This window comes from Paralteromonas sediminis (genome assembly GCF_003820355.1).
Classification (GTDB): Bacteria; Pseudomonadota; Gammaproteobacteria; order Enterobacterales; family Alteromonadaceae; genus Alteromonas_F; species Alteromonas_F sediminis.
This window is the reverse complement of record NZ_RPOK01000002.1, coordinates 106,579-123,194: the sequence shown is the minus strand read 5'-3', so window position 1 is coordinate 123,194 and position 16,616 is coordinate 106,579. Positions and strand designations below refer to the sequence as shown.

17 protein-coding genes are annotated in these 16,616 nt (G+C 44.7%); 12 read left to right on the top strand and 5 right to left on the bottom strand.

The features are described 5' to 3' along the window. Positions 1-65: 65 nt before the first annotated feature. The 3 genes from DRW07_RS05815 to DRW07_RS05805 are packed head-to-tail and all read left to right on the top strand — an operon-like array spanning position 66 to position 2,472. On the top strand, positions 66-806 hold the full coding sequence (locus DRW07_RS05815; RefSeq protein ID WP_124026964.1) for a 5-oxoprolinase subunit PxpA: 741 nt from the start codon (positions 66-68) through the stop codon (positions 804-806). Continuing rightward, positions 782-1,486 carry a 5-oxoprolinase subunit PxpB gene (gene pxpB / locus DRW07_RS05810; protein WP_205665370.1) on the top strand — a complete coding sequence of 235 codons (705 nt, stop codon included), beginning with the start codon at positions 782-784 and terminating at the stop codon, positions 1,484-1,486. Before DRW07_RS05815 ends, pxpB begins: the two co-directional genes overlap by 25 nt. Then, positions 1,483-2,472 (top strand): 5-oxoprolinase subunit C family protein, encoded by a 990-nt coding sequence (locus DRW07_RS05805; RefSeq protein WP_124026963.1) that lies wholly within the window; start codon positions 1,483-1,485, stop codon positions 2,470-2,472. The genes pxpB and DRW07_RS05805 overlap by 4 nt, the downstream gene beginning before the upstream one ends. Here the strand turns inward: DRW07_RS05805 and DRW07_RS05800 are convergent. Both DRW07_RS05800 and upp read right to left on the bottom strand, forming a co-directional pair. Further along, positions 2,417-3,736, bottom strand: coding sequence for a serine hydrolase domain-containing protein (locus DRW07_RS05800; RefSeq protein ID WP_240630517.1), 1,320 nt, complete (start codon positions 3,734-3,736; stop codon positions 2,417-2,419). The genes DRW07_RS05805 and DRW07_RS05800 overlap by 56 nt on opposite strands. Positions 3,737-3,773: 37 nt before the next feature. After that, a complete protein-coding gene (gene upp, locus DRW07_RS05795) occupies positions 3,774-4,397 on the bottom strand; it encodes a uracil phosphoribosyltransferase (protein WP_377923183.1) in 624 nt (207 codons plus the stop codon). A gap of 145 nt (positions 4,398-4,542) precedes the next feature. Between upp and DRW07_RS05790 the strand changes: the two genes are divergently transcribed. From DRW07_RS05790 to DRW07_RS05765, 6 genes are all read left to right on the top strand, one after another. Beyond that, positions 4,543-5,205, top strand: a complete 663-nt coding sequence (locus DRW07_RS05790) for an SDR family oxidoreductase (RefSeq protein WP_124026961.1) — start codon at positions 4,543-4,545, stop codon at positions 5,203-5,205. A 110-nt stretch (positions 5,206-5,315) separates the two neighbouring features. Further along, positions 5,316-6,371, top strand: a complete 1,056-nt coding sequence (locus DRW07_RS05785; RefSeq protein ID WP_124026960.1) for an efflux RND transporter periplasmic adaptor subunit — start codon at positions 5,316-5,318, stop codon at positions 6,369-6,371. Positions 6,372-6,383: 12 nt separating this feature from the next. Beyond that, positions 6,384-7,097: an ABC transporter ATP-binding protein gene (locus tag DRW07_RS05780; protein ID WP_124026959.1), complete on the top strand. Its 714-nt coding sequence runs from the start codon at positions 6,384-6,386 to the stop codon at positions 7,095-7,097. Further along, positions 7,084-8,244, top strand: coding sequence for an ABC transporter permease (locus tag DRW07_RS05775; protein ID WP_165870417.1), 1,161 nt, complete (start codon positions 7,084-7,086; stop codon positions 8,242-8,244). Before DRW07_RS05780 ends, DRW07_RS05775 begins: the two co-directional genes overlap by 14 nt. Beyond that, a complete protein-coding gene (locus tag DRW07_RS05770; RefSeq protein ID WP_124026957.1) occupies positions 8,241-9,419 on the top strand; it encodes an ABC transporter permease in 1,179 nt (392 codons plus the stop codon). The genes DRW07_RS05775 and DRW07_RS05770 overlap by 4 nt, the downstream gene beginning before the upstream one ends. A 70-nt stretch (positions 9,420-9,489) precedes the next feature. After that, on the top strand, positions 9,490-9,948 hold the full coding sequence (locus DRW07_RS05765) for a DUF2141 domain-containing protein (RefSeq protein ID WP_124026956.1): 459 nt from the start codon (positions 9,490-9,492) through the stop codon (positions 9,946-9,948). Between the two features lie 17 nt (positions 9,949-9,965). On the opposite strand, the gene DRW07_RS05760 is transcribed toward DRW07_RS05765, so the two are convergent. Then, positions 9,966-11,096 (bottom strand): DNA alkylation repair protein, encoded by a 1,131-nt coding sequence (locus DRW07_RS05760; protein ID WP_124026955.1) that lies wholly within the window; start codon positions 11,094-11,096, stop codon positions 9,966-9,968. Positions 11,097-11,254: 158 nt separating this feature from the next. On the opposite strand from DRW07_RS05760, the gene DRW07_RS05755 reads away from it, so the two are divergent. Beyond that, the gene (locus tag DRW07_RS05755) at positions 11,255-12,106 is read left to right on the top strand and encodes a glycoside hydrolase family 16 protein (protein WP_124026954.1); all 852 of its coding nucleotides are present in this window, start codon (positions 11,255-11,257) and stop codon (positions 12,104-12,106) included. 24 nt (positions 12,107-12,130) lie between these two features. Here DRW07_RS05755 and DRW07_RS05750 read toward each other — a convergent pair whose 3' ends face one another. Further along, positions 12,131-12,658, bottom strand: a complete 528-nt coding sequence (locus DRW07_RS05750) for a DUF6436 domain-containing protein (RefSeq protein ID WP_124026953.1) — start codon at positions 12,656-12,658, stop codon at positions 12,131-12,133. A 169-nt stretch (positions 12,659-12,827) separates the two neighbouring features. On the opposite strand from DRW07_RS05750, the gene DRW07_RS05745 reads away from it, so the two are divergent. After that, positions 12,828-14,312 carry a methyl-accepting chemotaxis protein gene (locus tag DRW07_RS05745; protein ID WP_124026952.1) on the top strand — a complete coding sequence of 495 codons (1,485 nt, stop codon included), beginning with the start codon at positions 12,828-12,830 and terminating at the stop codon, positions 14,310-14,312. Between the two features lie 7 nt (positions 14,313-14,319). On the opposite strand, the gene DRW07_RS05740 is transcribed toward DRW07_RS05745, so the two are convergent. After that, positions 14,320-15,507 carry a hypothetical protein gene (locus tag DRW07_RS05740; protein ID WP_124026951.1) on the bottom strand — a complete coding sequence of 396 codons (1,188 nt, stop codon included), beginning with the start codon at positions 15,505-15,507 and terminating at the stop codon, positions 14,320-14,322. A gap of 189 nt (positions 15,508-15,696) precedes the next feature. On the opposite strand from DRW07_RS05740, the gene DRW07_RS05735 reads away from it, so the two are divergent. Beyond that, the gene (locus DRW07_RS05735) at positions 15,697-16,593 is read left to right on the top strand and encodes a LysR family transcriptional regulator (RefSeq protein ID WP_124026950.1); all 897 of its coding nucleotides are present in this window, start codon (positions 15,697-15,699) and stop codon (positions 16,591-16,593) included. Positions 16,594-16,616: the final 23 nt, after the last annotated feature.

Below are 16,616 nucleotides of genomic sequence, written 5' to 3'. Positions count from 1 at the left end.
GGGGGTATATATCGACGCACTAACATTGTATGTTATTTGTATTACTGGATTAAATATTTAGGCACATGAAACTTAACTGCGACTTAGGTGAAAGCTTCGGGGCTTGGACAATGGGCTTAGATCAAGCGGTTATCCCCCACATAGATATGGCCAATATTGCCTGTGGTTTTCATGCCGGTGATCCTGATGTCATTGCCAACACACTGTCAATGACCCAGCAATGTGGCACCCAAATTGGTGCTCATCCCAGCTATCCAGACCAAAAAGGTTTTGGTCGCCGGCACATGCAAATATTGCCTGACGAATTAATTAACCTACTGCATTATCAAATTGCTGCACTTGACGGTATGGCCCGTATCCATGGTCAACAGCTAAGTTACGTTAAACCCCACGGCGCGCTATATAATCTGATGATGGCCGACAACAGCTGTCGTAAGACGGTTATGCAAGCCGTTTCCAGCTATCACTCGAAACTTAAACTTATGATTCTGGCAACGGCTCAGGCAGATCAACACCTAAAGGAAGCCGAGCAATTTGGTATTGGTCTGTTGTTTGAAGCATTTGCTGATCGTCGTTATGACATCAATGGCCATTTACTTGATCGACAAAAGCCTGGGGCCGTACTGAATAAGGCGCAGATATTGGACCAAGTAAACCAACTCGTTAAACACAATAAAGTAACGACTGATTGTGGTCGCCATATAACAATAATGGCTGATACTTTATGCGTTCATGGCGATAACTCAGAGTCCATAGAAATGGTCAAACAAATTAAGGCAATATGTCAGACGCAAACCCCAAAATAACTATAGAGCCCGCCGCCGAAAATGCACTGATCATTTATTTTTCATCGTCTCCTTCCCCGAAGACGACGCATCTAATACAGAGTCTTAAACAAGGCCTACAGGATAGCCTTGACCACAAACTTATTGACCTTGTACCTTCTTTCGCTTCTTTGTTGGTGCAATATCACACTGAGTTAACGGACCATTTTGAAATAAAAGCAGCTATAAATTGCGTCTGGGAACGTGTCAACACGACCTCACAGAACGCTTCAGCCGGAAAAAAAGTAACGCTACCGGTATACTATGCACTTGAAACCGGGCCAGATTTGCCGACTATTGCGCAGCAATCAGGTTTGTCTGTCAGCGACGTTATTCAGCTTCACAGCAGCCAAGAATATCTGGTTTACTCCATTGGGTTTGCACCGGGATTTGCCTATTTAGGCGAGGTAGACGCGCGTATCGCAACCCCCCGGTTAGCAACACCACGTGCATCCGTTCCCAAAGGCTCAGTAGGTATCGCTGATCAACAAACTGCGGTATATCCGGCTAGCAGTCCCGGCGGTTGGAATATTATTGGAAAGTGTCCGGTTGACTTATTTAACATGAATAAAAGCCCCACGATGCCTTATATTGTTGGCGATACAGTCAGGTTTGAAGCCATAGATAAGGAAACATTCTTATCGCTAGGGGGCACATTATGAAACACGATCAAGCCGTTTCTGCTCTCACCCTATTGGCCCCGGGAATTATGAGTTTGTTACAAGACAAAGGGCGACTTGGTCAAGCGCATCTGGGACTGACGCAGGGCGGTCCCGCTGATTCATTAGCGTTTGACTATGCTAATCGACTGCTGGCGAACGATAAAGGTACCACTGCACTCGAAATTAGCATTGGCGGCACGAAATTGCGCTGTGACCATGGTTGTCAAATTGCGATAACAGGGGCAAAAGCAGGCGTTAAGATTAACAATATGCCTGCTGCACAGTGGTCTGTGTTAACACTACAAAAAGGTGACCACATAGAAATCGGCTATGCAGAAGCGGGCTGTCGTATTTATCTCGCCGTAAAGGGTGGGTTTGTCGTAAAACCTCAATTAGGCAGCACATCAACCGTGCTGAGAGAGCGTATGGGAGGCTATGACGGCAACGCACTTGGCGCAAACCAATGTTTGTTCATAAAACCAACCTCACTCGTACCTACGGTTGAATTGCCACAAGCATATATTCCCACTTACCCTGACGAACTTTCACTTCGTGTTGTCATTGGGTACCAGTACGAATATTTCCCGTCTTTGCAACGCAGGCGTTTTTTTAGTGGCCGCTATAAAGTAACTAAACAGGCTGATCGTATGGGGTATAGGTTGTCTGGCCCCACCATTGAATATCCCTCGCGCGCGCTTTATTCAGAGGGAGTTTGTGCGGGCGCGATCCAGATCCCCCCTGACGGGCAACCTATTGTTTTGGGCGCAGATAAGCAAACTATGGGGGGCTATCCCAAAATTGGTTCCTTGCTGTCACTTGACCTTAATCAGTTAATGCAGGCATCGACAGGTGCTGTTGTTACCTTTACACCCATTACAATTGAAGATGCCCATGCCCTTCTTGCGTTGCATCGATGTCGGGAAGTTCCACTTATTCGCGGTTCATCAAAAAACGCGCAATTGCCTCATAAGCAGGAAGCGACGTAGGGTCAATAACACTGTTTGAGGCAACCGGATGCGAAGCAAACCGCACTATGATCATTTTAGCAGTAGGGTCGATGTAGATAGTTTGACCGTGAACCCCTCTTGCAGCAAAAGCACCATGCTCATTGTGAAAGTGCCACCACATACTCCGATAACTACCATTTGGCATCGTTTTATACCCTGCTTTAGCAAAGGCCGCTTTGCTGCCCCCCAGACGAATACTATCAATCGCACGTTTAGGGATAACCTGAACCCCATTTACCGTACCGTCATTTGCTATGGCCAAACCTAAACGCCCCAAATCTCTCAATGTTGCACTCAAGCCACCACCTGCAAATGGAATACCCAATCCATCAACCGTTATATCAGCACTCATTTCCATCCCTAAAGGCTGCCACAACAATTCCGAGACAAGTACATTGAATTTCTTACCTGTTACCCGTGAAAGAATCCAGCCAAGTGCGTCTGTGTTAACTGTCTTATAGCCAAAAGCGTCACCGTGAACACCGGCTTTTTTAACTGTTTGTAGATATTCGAAATAGCCTACCGGACCAGTGTAATCAAGGGGTTTAGGTAACGGGTTTGCAGCAGCACTGTATTGCCATATATCAGCCTTAGGATCAGCATAATTTTCGCTGTATGCCAGCGAAGTTGTCATGTCCATGACCTGCCTTACAGTGGCATCACCAAACGCTGAGCGGGTTAACTCGGGCACAATGTCTTTGACGATTGCAAACTCATCCAGTTTGCCCTGCGCTATCAATATTTCAGCAATCAGCCCCGTCACTGACTTTGTCATAGACATTGCAGCGTGTTTGGTATGTGCATCCAAACACCCTCTGTAGCTTTCATAGACAATGTGGCCTTGGTGCAGGATCAACAGGCCGTCGGTATAGTTTTCTGCCAGGCTCTCCTGCCAAGACATGGCTGTCTTAGCATGCATGGGAGTGAACGCCACCTCATCTATTCCCTCGACAAGTGAATACGTTAAAGGGGAATAGCCTGCTACCGCTCTTTCGATGCTTGCTGTGGGTAACAATTCACGCATATGACACACGGACCAACGCAAATTTGGAAAACTAAAAAAGTTACTGTCAGGCAGCATGACACGCTTTTCCGGGTTTGGCGGAAACCCTTGCATTAATTCCAGTGTTTTGGGGTCTGACTGCGCGTCAGATAAATTTGGTATTTCTCCAGACGAAGAATAGGCGCTAGTACTGATTAATATAATCATTGTCGCGGCAGCGATAAAAAGCCATTTTTTCATTTCTATTACATTCCGTTTCAAGACAGTTGTCTTTCCGTTATTTAGTTCCAAACAACTTATCACCAGCATCTCCTAACCCAGGCAATATGTAGCCTTTTTCATTTAATTTTTCGTCTATAGACGCCACATAAATGGTCACATCTGGATGTTGAGTCTGCACTGCCTGGATACCTTCAGGTGCGGCGACTAAAAACAATCCCATGATTTTTTTACAGCCTTTTTGCTTCAGTAAATCAATAGTTGCATTCAAGGTTCCACCTGTCGCTAACATCGGGTCGACAATTAGTGCAGTGCGCAATGCTACGTCATTCACCACCTTGTCAAAATAGGCCACCGGCTGCAAAGTTTCCTCATTGCGATACAGGCCTACAACGCTGATCTTGGCATTAGGAATAAGCTGTAACACGCCATCAAGCATCCCCAACCCAGCTCTCAAAATCGGTACTACCGTGATTTTTTTACCTTTTACTCGTTTGACCTTTAATTCTTCACCTGTCCAACCATCGATAATCACATCCTCCACAGGTAAATCTCTTGTTGCTTCGTAAGTAAGTAAATTGCCTATTTCGCTGGCCAACTCGCGGAATTGTTTGCTACTGATATCTTCTCGCATCAGGCCAATTTTATGCTGAATGAGGGGATGTGTTATTTCGTTGATCATAATAGTTTGCGCAAATCATTGATGAGGAACTAATAAAAGCATAAATCAACTATTCCCAAAACGAAAACAGACAAGGTGGATAAAGCAAAGGTTTTTTTGATAGCGTTATAGCGTAAATGCATATTCAGAATAATAAGGAAAAGAAATGGCAAATGTAGTGATCATTGGTGCTAACAGGGGCATTGGACTTGAACTGGCAAAACAATACGCCGTTCGTGGTGACACAGTTATAGCTGTATGCCGAAAAGCATCAGCACCATTATTGCAAGTTGGTTGTGAAGTCATTGAGCACGTTGATGTGAGTGACGACCAACTTGTCGACTCATTGGCTGCGCGTATTCCGGTTAACCAGATAGATACACTCATTCACAACGCAGGTATTTTAAAGTCTGACACCCTTGCGACTATCAACATGGACACTCTACGTGAACATTTCGAAATAAATACGTTGGCGCCATTAAAAACCGTATTGGCATTAAAAAGTAAGCTAGCGCCTAAAAGTAAAGTCGGATTGGTGACATCCAGAGTTGGCTCAATTGCTGATAATAGCAGCGGCAATAATTACGCCTATCGCGTATCTAAAACAGCCCTGAACATGGTTGGAAAATGTCTCAGTATTGATTTGGCGGCAGACGGTATTGCCGTTGCACTTCTACACCCTGGCTATGTGCGTACTGAAATGACAAATGGCAATGGATTGATTGAGCCCGATGAATCTGCAAGCGGCCTGATCGCTAGAATGGACGATTTAAGTCTAGAAACATCAGGTATTTTCATACATAGCAGTGGAGAAGTTTTGCCCTGGTGACTCCCCTAATATCTCTGCGAAACTCACCACTATATTAGTGACTTTTGTCACTAGCTGCTTCGTTTGCTGCCCGATAAGATCGCCCCACGCTTTGCAGGCAGGAAACGAATATGACCGCAAAAACACCAGCTCTTGACCAACTGAGAATAGACAGTAGCCAACGCAGTACCAAAGCAGTGGTAAGTAAAGGCGTGTGGGTAGCATTATTGTTTTTGAGCGGAAGTGTGGCTGGTTATTTGTATCTGTCACAACAGACCTCTTCCACATCATTTATACAATTTGATACGCCCAAAACACCTACGCCTCAACTTACACAAGCGCTAGCTGAGCCTATCCCTGTTGATTTAGATGAATCCAGCGGTGAAGCCATTCTTGATGCAAGTGGCCACGTTGTTGCCCGACGTATTGCTACTGTGTCATCCAGGGTGACTGGAAAGCTTGAAACCCTGCACATAGAAGAAGGCCAGCAGGTAACACGCGATCAAGTACTGGCTAAAGTTGACAATATTCAGGCTAAATTGGCCTATGAGCGCGCCAATGCGAACCTTGCTGCCAGCAAAGCCAGTTATCAGGAGTTGGTCGTGCTTAAAGAACACGAGAAAAAGCGCCTGAAAAGACATCAAAAACTGAATCAAAGCCAACTGGTGAGTAAACAGCTGACAGAAGACAGTGAGATGCGTATTGATCAGTTGACCGCCCAGATAAACCAAGCCAACGCGCATATACAGTTAGCGCAGAGTAATCTTGCACTGGCAAAGTATGAACTGGATCAACATCAGATTCGCGCCCCCTTTGATGGTGTCGTGATCAGCAAAAATGCACAGGTAGGCGAGCTGATTTCAGCAGGAATGTCCGGAGGTTCTATTAGAACTGGTGTTGGGACCATAGTCGATATGAACTCATTGGAAGTAGAAGTGGAAGTGAGTGAAAGCTATATCAATCGTATTCAGCCTGATCAACCTGTGATTGCAAAATTAGACGCCTATCCCAGTTGGGAAATTCCCAGTGAAGTGATCGCCATTATCCCTACCGCAGACAGACAGAAAGCCAGTATTAAAGTGCGTATAAGACTGCTGGAAATTGATAGCAGAGTTCTGCCTGATATGGGGGTCAGGGTGAGTTTTCTTTCCCCCCAAAGAGACGACGGTCTTGTCGCAGAGATTTGAGAGAAACGAATTATGCAAAAGAATCATTATATTCAATTAGACGGTGTAAATAAGTCATTTAGTAAGGGCAGAGAAAGCGTAGACATTTTAAAAAGCTTCAATCTGTCAATAAATCAAGGTGAGTTTGTTGCCATTATGGGGCCTTCTGGGCTGGGGAAAAGTACGCTGCTGCACCTCATTGGTGGACTGGATGAGCCCTGTGACGGTACCATAAAAATAGGTGATGTAACCCTGTCAGGACTGTCTGAATCTGAGCGCACAAAGTGGCGGGCTCATCACGTGGGGTTTGTATTTCAGGCGCACCATCTTATTCCCGTGTTAACCGCACAGAAAAATGTTGAACTGCCACTTATCCTAACCAAACTTAGTGCAAAAGATCGTCAAAAACACGGACTCGCCGCGCTTGAACTGGTAGATATGAAAGAAAGATGCAAACACTATCCTAGTGAACTATCTGGTGGACAGGAGCAAAGGGTAGCCATTGCAAGAGCCATCGTCAGTGATCCAAACCTTTTATTATGTGATGAACCTACAGGTAATCTGGACCGCAAAACGGCAGATGACATTCTGCGTTTACTGGCTGAACTGAATCAGCAATTCAACAAAACTGTGATTATGGTTACCCATGACCCTAAGGCGGCCGAATATGCCACACGTGTGATTCAGCTTGAGCAGTATTTGTCACAGAACTCTGACAACAGGATGGCTGACAGTGGGTACAATTAATTTAATTTGGCGTAATAGTGTCAGAAACAAAATCCGCTTTGCGCTCACTCTGCTTTCGGTTGCCATAGCCTTTTTTTTATATACCGCCTATTCGGGGATCAATACAGCGCTCACCGCCTCAGTGACAGAGGCTAATCAGCTAAGGTTAAATTCAAGCCATAAGGTATCACTAACACGAGGGTTACCGGTTAGCTATAAGCAGAAAATGCGGTCTATTGAAGGCGTCACAAGCGTAAGTTATGCCAGTTGGTTTGGCGGCTATGTCAAAGATGAAACGCAACAAATCTCAGTGTTTGCGGTTGACCATGAAAGTTACTTCCAAATGCACCCTGAATACGCACTTGATGCAGAACAATTAACACGCTGGCAAAAACAACAAACGGGTATATTAGTAGGACAAAAACTGGCTGATAACTTCGGTTGGAAGGTGGGTGATAAGGTTCCAATCAGTACCTCAATTTGGATGAACCGCGATGGGCATTTCACATGGTTTTTTACTGTTAGTGCCATCTTCCAGGGAAATAGTCCTAGCGTTAATGACAACCAGGCGTTTTTCCATCATCAGTATTTTGATGAGGCCAGAGCATTTGGTCGCTATGAGGCAAACTGGTTCATACCGCAGATAGACAAAACAGCAAATGCTGCAAAAGTAAGTCTGGACATTGACGCCTTTTTTGAAAATGCGGTAGAGCCAACACGAACTAGCACAGAGCAGGTTTTCAAAAAGGAACAAACACAACAATTTGCTGATATGGCCATGATTTTAAGACTCGCGGTGATTGCGGTGTTTTTTACTCTGCTGCTTATAGTGTGCAATACCATGATGCAGGTTATCAGGGAGCGTCGCCGTGAGACAGCGATCATGAAAACATCTGGGTTCTCCAGTAGTTATTTAATCATTCTTCTGTTTCTAGAGTCATTACTCCTTTTTGGTTCTGGTGCGTTCTTAGGCGGGTTGGTAGGCTTTATTGCCCTTGATCAACTGCAATACCTATTTTCTGACTTTCTTCCGGGCATCTCTCTGTCCCCTAATCTGTTCATCGAAATGGCATTAATGATTGCACTAGGCGCAATTATCAGCAGCGTGTTTCCCGCCATTACCCTTGCAGCCAGCAGCATTACCTCTGATTTAGGAACCCAATCGTGATCAAGCAGACCCTCTCACTAGCCATTATTGGATTAAAAAGCAATGTTAGGCGTGTTGCCATGTCACTCATTTGCATTATCAGTATTGCCATAGTCTCAACGGTATTTCTTGGACTGTTGGCTTTGTCTGATGGCATGCAAAAAACCATGATGCAATCCGGAACCGACAACACTCTATTGGTCATGCGACAAGGCGCATCCACTGAATTACAAAGCGTGCTTTTCCCTGCAGAAGTAAACTTGTTGGCGAACAATGCTGCCATTATCCGCGATAAGGATAATCGGCCGCAAATATCAGCCGAACTCTTTGTAAGCGCAGAGTATAAATTTGAAGACGGGGCAGCTAAAAGCTTGTCACTCAGAGGTATTGGTGCCCATACTTACTCATTTCGCCCCAATTTTGCGCTACTTACAGGCGAGCACTTTACACCCGGACTCAGACAAGTGCTGGTGGGTCAGGCTATCGCTCAAAAGTACCCCGAGATTCAAGTAGGTAAGAAGATCATGTTAGGGAATAGTGAATGGCTAGTAACAGGGATCTTTGCAGATAACAATAGTGTTTTTGAGTCAGAAATTTGGGCAGACCTTAACGTGGTACAAAGTGAATACCAAAGAGGCAGCTCTATACAATCTGTAAGGTTGGCTCTTAAGCCTGAGGCAAACCTGTTACAGCTCATCGAGACCTGGCAAGCGGATCCCAGACTTAGTGTTAGAGCCATACTGGAAAAAGACTTTTTCGATGCACAGCGACAAGGGCTCACAAGGCTAATCCGCTGGATCGGCTATCCGGTCACATTTATTATGGCCATAGGCGCCGTGGTGTCTGCACTCAATACTATGTTCAGCATTATAACCAGTCGACAACGTGAAATTGCCACGCAAAAAGCCATCGGTTTTACGCCTGCTGCCATTTCAATCGCGTTAATCATCGAGGCCACAATACTGGCCCTGCTGGGCGCACTAAGTGGCATAGTCCCTATGTATTTACTACTTGATGGTTTTACTGCAGCAACCAAGAATGCAGCAAGCCTAAGTCAACTGGTCTTCAACTTTTCAATTACTCCCCAACTAATGCTTAAGACACTGGGGGTCAGCATGCTAATTGGTGTCGTGGGCGGTATGCTGCCCGCCTTTAAAGTGATGCGCAGTTCTGTGGTATCAGCATTATGCAAATAGTGACTTTTGGCACCTGCTCAAAGCCCCATTGCTGTTTACTATAAATTAGAACGTTGACACTAAGGACACTATGATGATTATACCTACACGTATTTTTAACTTATCTAAACAAGCTAGCGCTGCACTTTTAACAAGCGTGTTATTTTATTGCTCAGGGGTCAGTGCAGCCGACGCAGTAACGTTAACACTAACCGTCGACAATATTCGCGATGACAGTGGCCATGTATTGGTAGCGCTTTATCAGGGACAAGAGGCCTACAAGACAAATAAAGACGCTAAAAACCAGATGGTTAAGGCGACAAAAGGAAAAGTCGATGTGGTGTTTGAGGGACTAGCACCTGGCGAGTATGCCATTAAAATGTTTCATGATGAAAACGATAACCAAAAACTGGACTTCAATGTACTTGGTATTCCCAAGGAAAGTTACGGGTTTAGCAACAACGTAGGTCGCTTTGGTGAGCCCGATTTTGAAGAAGCCCGTTTCACAGTAGGTGAAACCGACCTTTCCGTTCAAATCAATTTATTTTAACGTTCGTAGATAAACGATTAGGGCATGATCAAATCAAATTGAGTACTGCCCTTTACTACCCCGTTAATTTGCACGTCAATCTTATGCACGCCTGGATAGTAAACCCTCGTCGTTATAGGTCTGATACTGTGCTTCTTTTTGAGCGTGATAGAGTCTTTGCCTTTGAGGTAAATCGACCGCCATTTAAAAACTTTTGCTGAAGTAGTGCCATTAGCTTTTTGATGATGGACACGATAGTCAATCATCACGTGTTGCGCTGCAGCACTTTCATTTGTAATCTTTAATCGAACATCAATGGAACCGCCGTAAATGAGCTGCCGGTCGGACACAGTCACCGTGCAGATTATGGCTTCAGGCGACATATATCCGAGTGCTTGCAAGGTATCTAAATGACCGTTTTTAACCAAGGTTCTACATCCGTGCTGAACAAGTTTTCTCCTATTTTTACTCGCCCCCTTTAACCAGTTTTTGGCTACAGCAGTGACAGTGTCAGGATGATCCTTTGCAATATCGTTCAAGTTGTTGGCGACTGACCGACGCACATATTCACTGTCATCGTCCTTCAGTTTCTCCAAAAGTGGTATTAGGTCACTAGGGTCTTCAACAAATCGCTGCAGGCGCATCCCCCAGGGCAAACGAGGCCTTGCCCCCTCACTCGCCAAACGCCTGACATGTGGGTCCTCATCCTCAGCCCATTGATGCAGTATAGCCAGAGTTTGTTCAGGCATATCTTTTAAAAATGGCCTAATGGCAAATTCAGAGGTGCAGCGCTTTGTCATTTCCTTGAGCAACGTCATTGCCAGCACAAAATGCCCGCGCCCTTTAAAAGCAACATAGTCTGCAAGTGGCAAAATTGCCCACCCCGAAATCCCATGCGCATCGGTTGTTAGCTGACTGGCATTTAAACGCAATGGCAAACCCAAGCTTTTAAGCAGTACCTGTGCTGTATACTCGAAATCATCGGGAAGATGGGCGATTAAGGCTTCACAGATGAGTTGACTGCGCTGCTTAAATTCAAGTTGTTCAAGCTTATTGCAAACCGCTTGTTCAAAGCCATTAACATCAAAGGTCGCACAATGTGTGTGTAAGTGTTGGCCCACAGACTTTACCATGTCAGGATTAAATACATGTTTAAAAAGTTCCGCCATGCCGACCTTAATATCGCGATATTTGCAGGATGAGAATGGCGCTATTGTAGCGCTACCAAACATACATATATAGATAGATGAAGCCAGTTCACCTCAATTAAGTTGAATTAATTTTACCAAGGTATAGTGTTTTCTGTGTGAATGACTGGAGAACACGAATGGCAAATATTGTCTTGGATTTTTTACGTCTGTCTGCACTGATTGCAGGCTTAACCATGGGTGCTATTGGTTTGGCACATGGCCAAAACGGTCCGTCGTGGAAGGTGGGCTTTTTTGATGACTTTGATTCGTTCAACCCCAATAACTGGCGAGATCAGATCCTATGGGTTAACAATGAAGATCAGTGTTATGTTAGAGACGGACTATATGGCACGCGAGAAGTCAGTCAGGGAACACTGAAATTAAGAGTCGTAGACCTGGGTAAAAAAGTGTCTTGCGACAATGTGGATAAACACGGCAAGCAACATTATGACACCCAGTATGTTGCTGGCAGAATTTCATCCAAAAATCGTCAGGAGTTCTCAAAAGGCCGCTGGACAGCACGCCTGCGCGTAAAAAACAGTGGGCAAGATGGCATGTTTCCCGCCTGGTGGCTACTCGGTGCGTATAACAATGAGCCACCAGTAGAAGAGGCAGATGAAACAGTTTGCTGGCCCATGACAGGTTCTGGCGAAATAGACATTTTTGAGCACCACAGTGACGGAGGGCCTGATCATTACGCGGCCAGAACCATTAAAAATCAGGGTGCCTGTGACAAGGGCGACTGGCAATCTTTAATGTTAGTGCGCCAGGCTACACTTGCTGAGTTTAATAACTATGGCGTTGAGTGGCGTGACAAAGACATCGTGTTTTTGTTTAATGGTAAGGAAGTCTATCGCAATGAGGGCATTGCTGACGAATTGGCGGAGCCCATGTTTGCCATCCTCAATTTCGCTAAAATAAACCAGGCTTCCATGACAGAAACGTGGGAAATGGAAGTAGACTGGGTGAAGTGGGAGTACCTTGAATAATGCGCCTTAATGAAGCGTATCTATTTACAGATTACAGTAGCACCCTTGTGTATCATGAATAATCACGGCGCCTAAATATTCGTTCGTATTTAGCGTTTTAATAATATTGTCAACAAAACTGTCGGCAACGGCACAAAAGGGGCCTGGAGCATACGGCCCCAGATAAGCCAAGCGGCTAGTTTCATTAAACACAACAATAGCAGGGACAGAAGGTATCCAGTCGCGTAACCAAGGCGCAGTCGAAATATCTATGACTTTAGACTTCAGTTGATTTTCTCTCCCTAGGTTATTCAGAATGCGGATATGTTGCTCAGAGTAAATATTGCATCTGCAATCGCCTTGTTGAATATGGAATACCGTATTGGCAGTGTGTTCATATTGCGCTAGAAATTGCGTCGCTAACTGAGTGTCAAAATCCATGACACCCGAAGCATTGGCTAATCGGTACTCTGGGTCGAACGGTGACTGACTGGTTTGCATGCTCACATACAATCCAATTACCACAAGGCAAAACCAAGCGCCAAAAATACCTAAACTGATCTTGCTAATCACTGGCTTTCACAATAAAAGTTGGAAAAATATTTCTCATTACAAGCGAATTCCTGCTTTACTATAAATAGCTGATGTAAATATAAAAAACCATCTTATACACAAAGACTAGATATAAGTGATGAAAAAGTCGAAATAACAGTAATAGGCTAAATAATAAAAGGTTTTTAAAATGCAAGATTATCCATGGATTCGCTCGGCCAATAAGTTATTTACTGCAGTACTCTGTTTGCAAGCCCTAGTTGCCATTGTTATAGGGTTCTATGTGGGGACAATCTTGTCAACCCTTATCGTTTCTGCACTTGCGGTCAGCCTCCCCCTGTTTTTGATTTCAACAGCGCCTTTTGCTCCTCTCACCCGACATACCGTTGCGGTAGCGGTGCAGGCACTCACGGCATTGCACATTCAATTGTCAATGGGCCTGACAGAAGTGCATTTCGAGATTTTCACGCTTCTTGCATTATTAGCATGGTACAGAGACTGGAGAATTTTCATTTCCAGCGTAGCATTTGTCGCTGTTCATCATGTGCTGTTCTACATTTTGCAAAAAAATGACACGGGCTTTTACATTTTCGACCAAAATAACCTTGTCTTTGGCATTTTGTTTTTGCATGCTTTTTTTGCCGTTGCAGAAGGCGTAGTCTTAGGCTTTATGGCGCGCGCGAACTTCAAAGAAGGCGTTAGCGGACTCACGCTCCAGCGCAGTGTCAATCTCATACTCGAAAACCCCAATGAAATTGATCTGAATCGGGCCTGCGAACTGGACCCTAAAAAGGAAAGTCCGTTTGGCAGCCTGATGTGGACGCTAAGAGACACTATCAAGAGCGTGGTAGACACCAGTCACACGGTTAGAACCAATATAGAAACATTAAATACCGTCAATGAAACGGTTCAACAGTCAACCAATGCAAGTGTGTCAGAAGTAGGTGCCATTGCCTCGGCAATGAATGAAATTGCAAGCACGACAGCCGATGTTTCGAAAAGAACTAACGAGGCCAGTACCCTGTCCGACAGTGCACTCGGTTCAACCAATCAGGCAAAAGCCACCATCTCTGATGCAGGTAATGTCACCATGGGACTTAAGTCAGAACTTCAGGCTATGCATGATATTGTGCATTCCTTAGAAGGCAAAACGCAGCAAATAGCAGAGGTAATGAATAGTATCCAGGCCGTGGCAGAGCAAACCAATTTGCTGGCATTAAATGCCGCAATAGAAGCAGCCAGAGCGGGCGAGCATGGCAGAGGCTTTGCCGTCGTCGCAGACGAAGTAAGAAACTTGGCCAGCAATACAAAGAGCAGTACCGATCAGATACGAGAAGTCAGTGATTCACTAAATTCAGAAACAAAAGTGGCCGTTGAGCTGATTAGTAAATGTGTATCGCTTTCGGATACCTCCGTACAGTCAGCACAAACTGCCCATGAAGAGATGAACAAACTTGGCGAGATTATCACTCAAGTCACTGACAATATTGTTTCTGTTGCGACAGCGGCAGAACAGCAAGTTGCTACAACAGAAGAAGTGAATCGTGTCACACACCACTTAAATGAATTGGCACAAAGTAATATGCAGCAAGTGGAGCGCGCCTTTGAAGCGAATAGTACATTGGTTGAGTCTTTCGACAAAACAACGGCACAGTTAACGCGGTTTAAAACTTAGCAGATACCTAGTAAAGGCGTGCAAACCGGCTGAAACGGGCCTGTAAGTTTTTATAAACCGTTCGAACACTCAGCGACTGCGACTTCATTTTTTCAAGCTGCTCTTTACATTCGCTGAGCGCATGGGCGTGCCGCTGATTGACATTCTTCAGTTCTTGCGCCAGGTCTGAGATTTGCTGGGCCTGTTGCCCTACTCGCCTCATGAGTTGCTGAATCTCTTTATGCTGCTTTATCACTAGACTGGACGTATGCTGAGCGAGTACTTTTTGCGCATTCACTAGCGATGATTTATCGACCAATAATGTGCTTGTATCGCCCGTCTCAAGAAGACTAGTTTCACCTTCGCAGCACAAGAGAAGTGCATTCAGCTTGTCGGTTTCACGTTGGCTATTGTTCAGGTGCTCGGATATCTGTTCTACCGTCGGTAATTTCTCAGAAAACCAGTCCAGATCGCGATTGTCCATTTGCTCCCATTCTGATGGCAGTTCATAGAGGCAAGGCGCCTCATCGCTACTGTTGGCTAGCGCTGATGCATACAACTGAGTGACATTGTGCCGGGTGTTGATACGTTTATTACTCGCGGCTCCGCGTACCGGCACCCCAAGCTTATGACAAAATGTCTCAACCACATTGTCGGTTTTATCATAATTCAGGATAAAAAACGTTGAAGAAATGGCTTTCCAGCTCTCGATAATGTCAGCATGCACAAAGTGATGTCTACGAATAAAATCAGCGTATGCAGGAACTTCGCCAGCGTATATTTTATGTTTTATACCCCATTGGAAGTAAGCCGACACGGAATAACTCGCTGGCTCACGAACAAAGCACAACGTTGTAATATCGCCTGTCCAGACTTGCTTTATAAGGTCAGGTAACCAGCACATATTACAAAGTGCTTCATTGCTCCAGATAATCGTATCAGCGCCCCGTGACATTGCTTCATCTATGGCATCACTAAAGACGAGTTCAAGCTCAGCACTCAATTGTTCTTTTGGAATTTGATTAAATTCAGGTGTTCCCGTTACGCGTTGCCATGCATAGCGTTTAGTCTTTAATCGTTCAAACAAATAACCTGTGTAGAAAAACTTGCTGGTTGCCTCGGGTAAGGTACTTAAATACTGCTGGATAGAACTGGTACCTGTTTTCCCAGTGCCTATATGAAAGACAAATTTGATGTTATCGCGGTTTATCGGCATGGCTAGAACCTTCACAGAATCGCTTTGTTAAAGGGTAATGCCGATATATGACGAAAAGATGTAATTTATACGACGTATATGTTTCAAACCTGATATGGAAAAATTATTTATTCCAAGCATGCCGAATAATTTTAATTATTTAGCAATTACGTTACCATTACGTACTTCGTTTTCAAAAAGCCGTTATTCATGCGTTTGCGCCATATAGAAGTTTTCCACGCGATATATACGTCAGGGTCAATCACGAATGCCGCTAACCTTTTGTGTGTGTCACAACCCTCTGTAAGTAAAGTGCTCGCCCATGCAGAAATGCAGCTTGGATTTAAACTTTTTGACCGTAACAAGGGTAAATTGATACCAACTTCGGAAGCCCATCTTCTTTTTTCTGAAGTGGACAAAGCGTATAAGCAACTCTTTTCTATTAAAAAGTTGTCTGAAAACATTAAGCATAGTGAGCATGGTACCATTAACATAGCCATTACACCGGCATTGGGTTTCGATCTGATCCCACGTGCCGTGGCAAATTTTCGCCAAACTCACCCAAATATTCAGTTTCAAATTCAAACTCTTCACAATGAAGAGGCTGCACAAGCATTGTTAGAACACCGATGCGACTTGGCTATTTTATTTGAGTCTCCCAGTATCCCCCAAGTCTCTGAAATCGAACTCGGCAGTAGTGAGATAGTCGTAGTTTATCCGACTGCAGTTTTTCCAGACCTGCCCACGACGATAGAAACGACAAGGTTACTTGAGCAGGAATTAATTGGTATTTGGAATAGTGGGCCATTGGGAGAAATGGTATTCAATCGATTGAATCGAGGGGGCGCAACAATTTCTAGCGCCATTAATGTAGATACCTATTACATTGCGACGGGGCTCGTCCAGCAAGGCATTGGCTGCTGTACTATCGATTTATTAACAGCACAGGCTAACCGCTGTGACAAGGTAGGAATTGCCTCATTTTGCCCCCCTCTACCCTTTCATATAAAGGCGTTACACATGGAGTCACGCCCCCTTTCCAGGGCATGTCTTGAGTTTTTGCAGTTTACCGAGAAAGAACTGGCAATCAGATCTGAAGCAACATAAGGCCATAACCTAATGTTATAGCA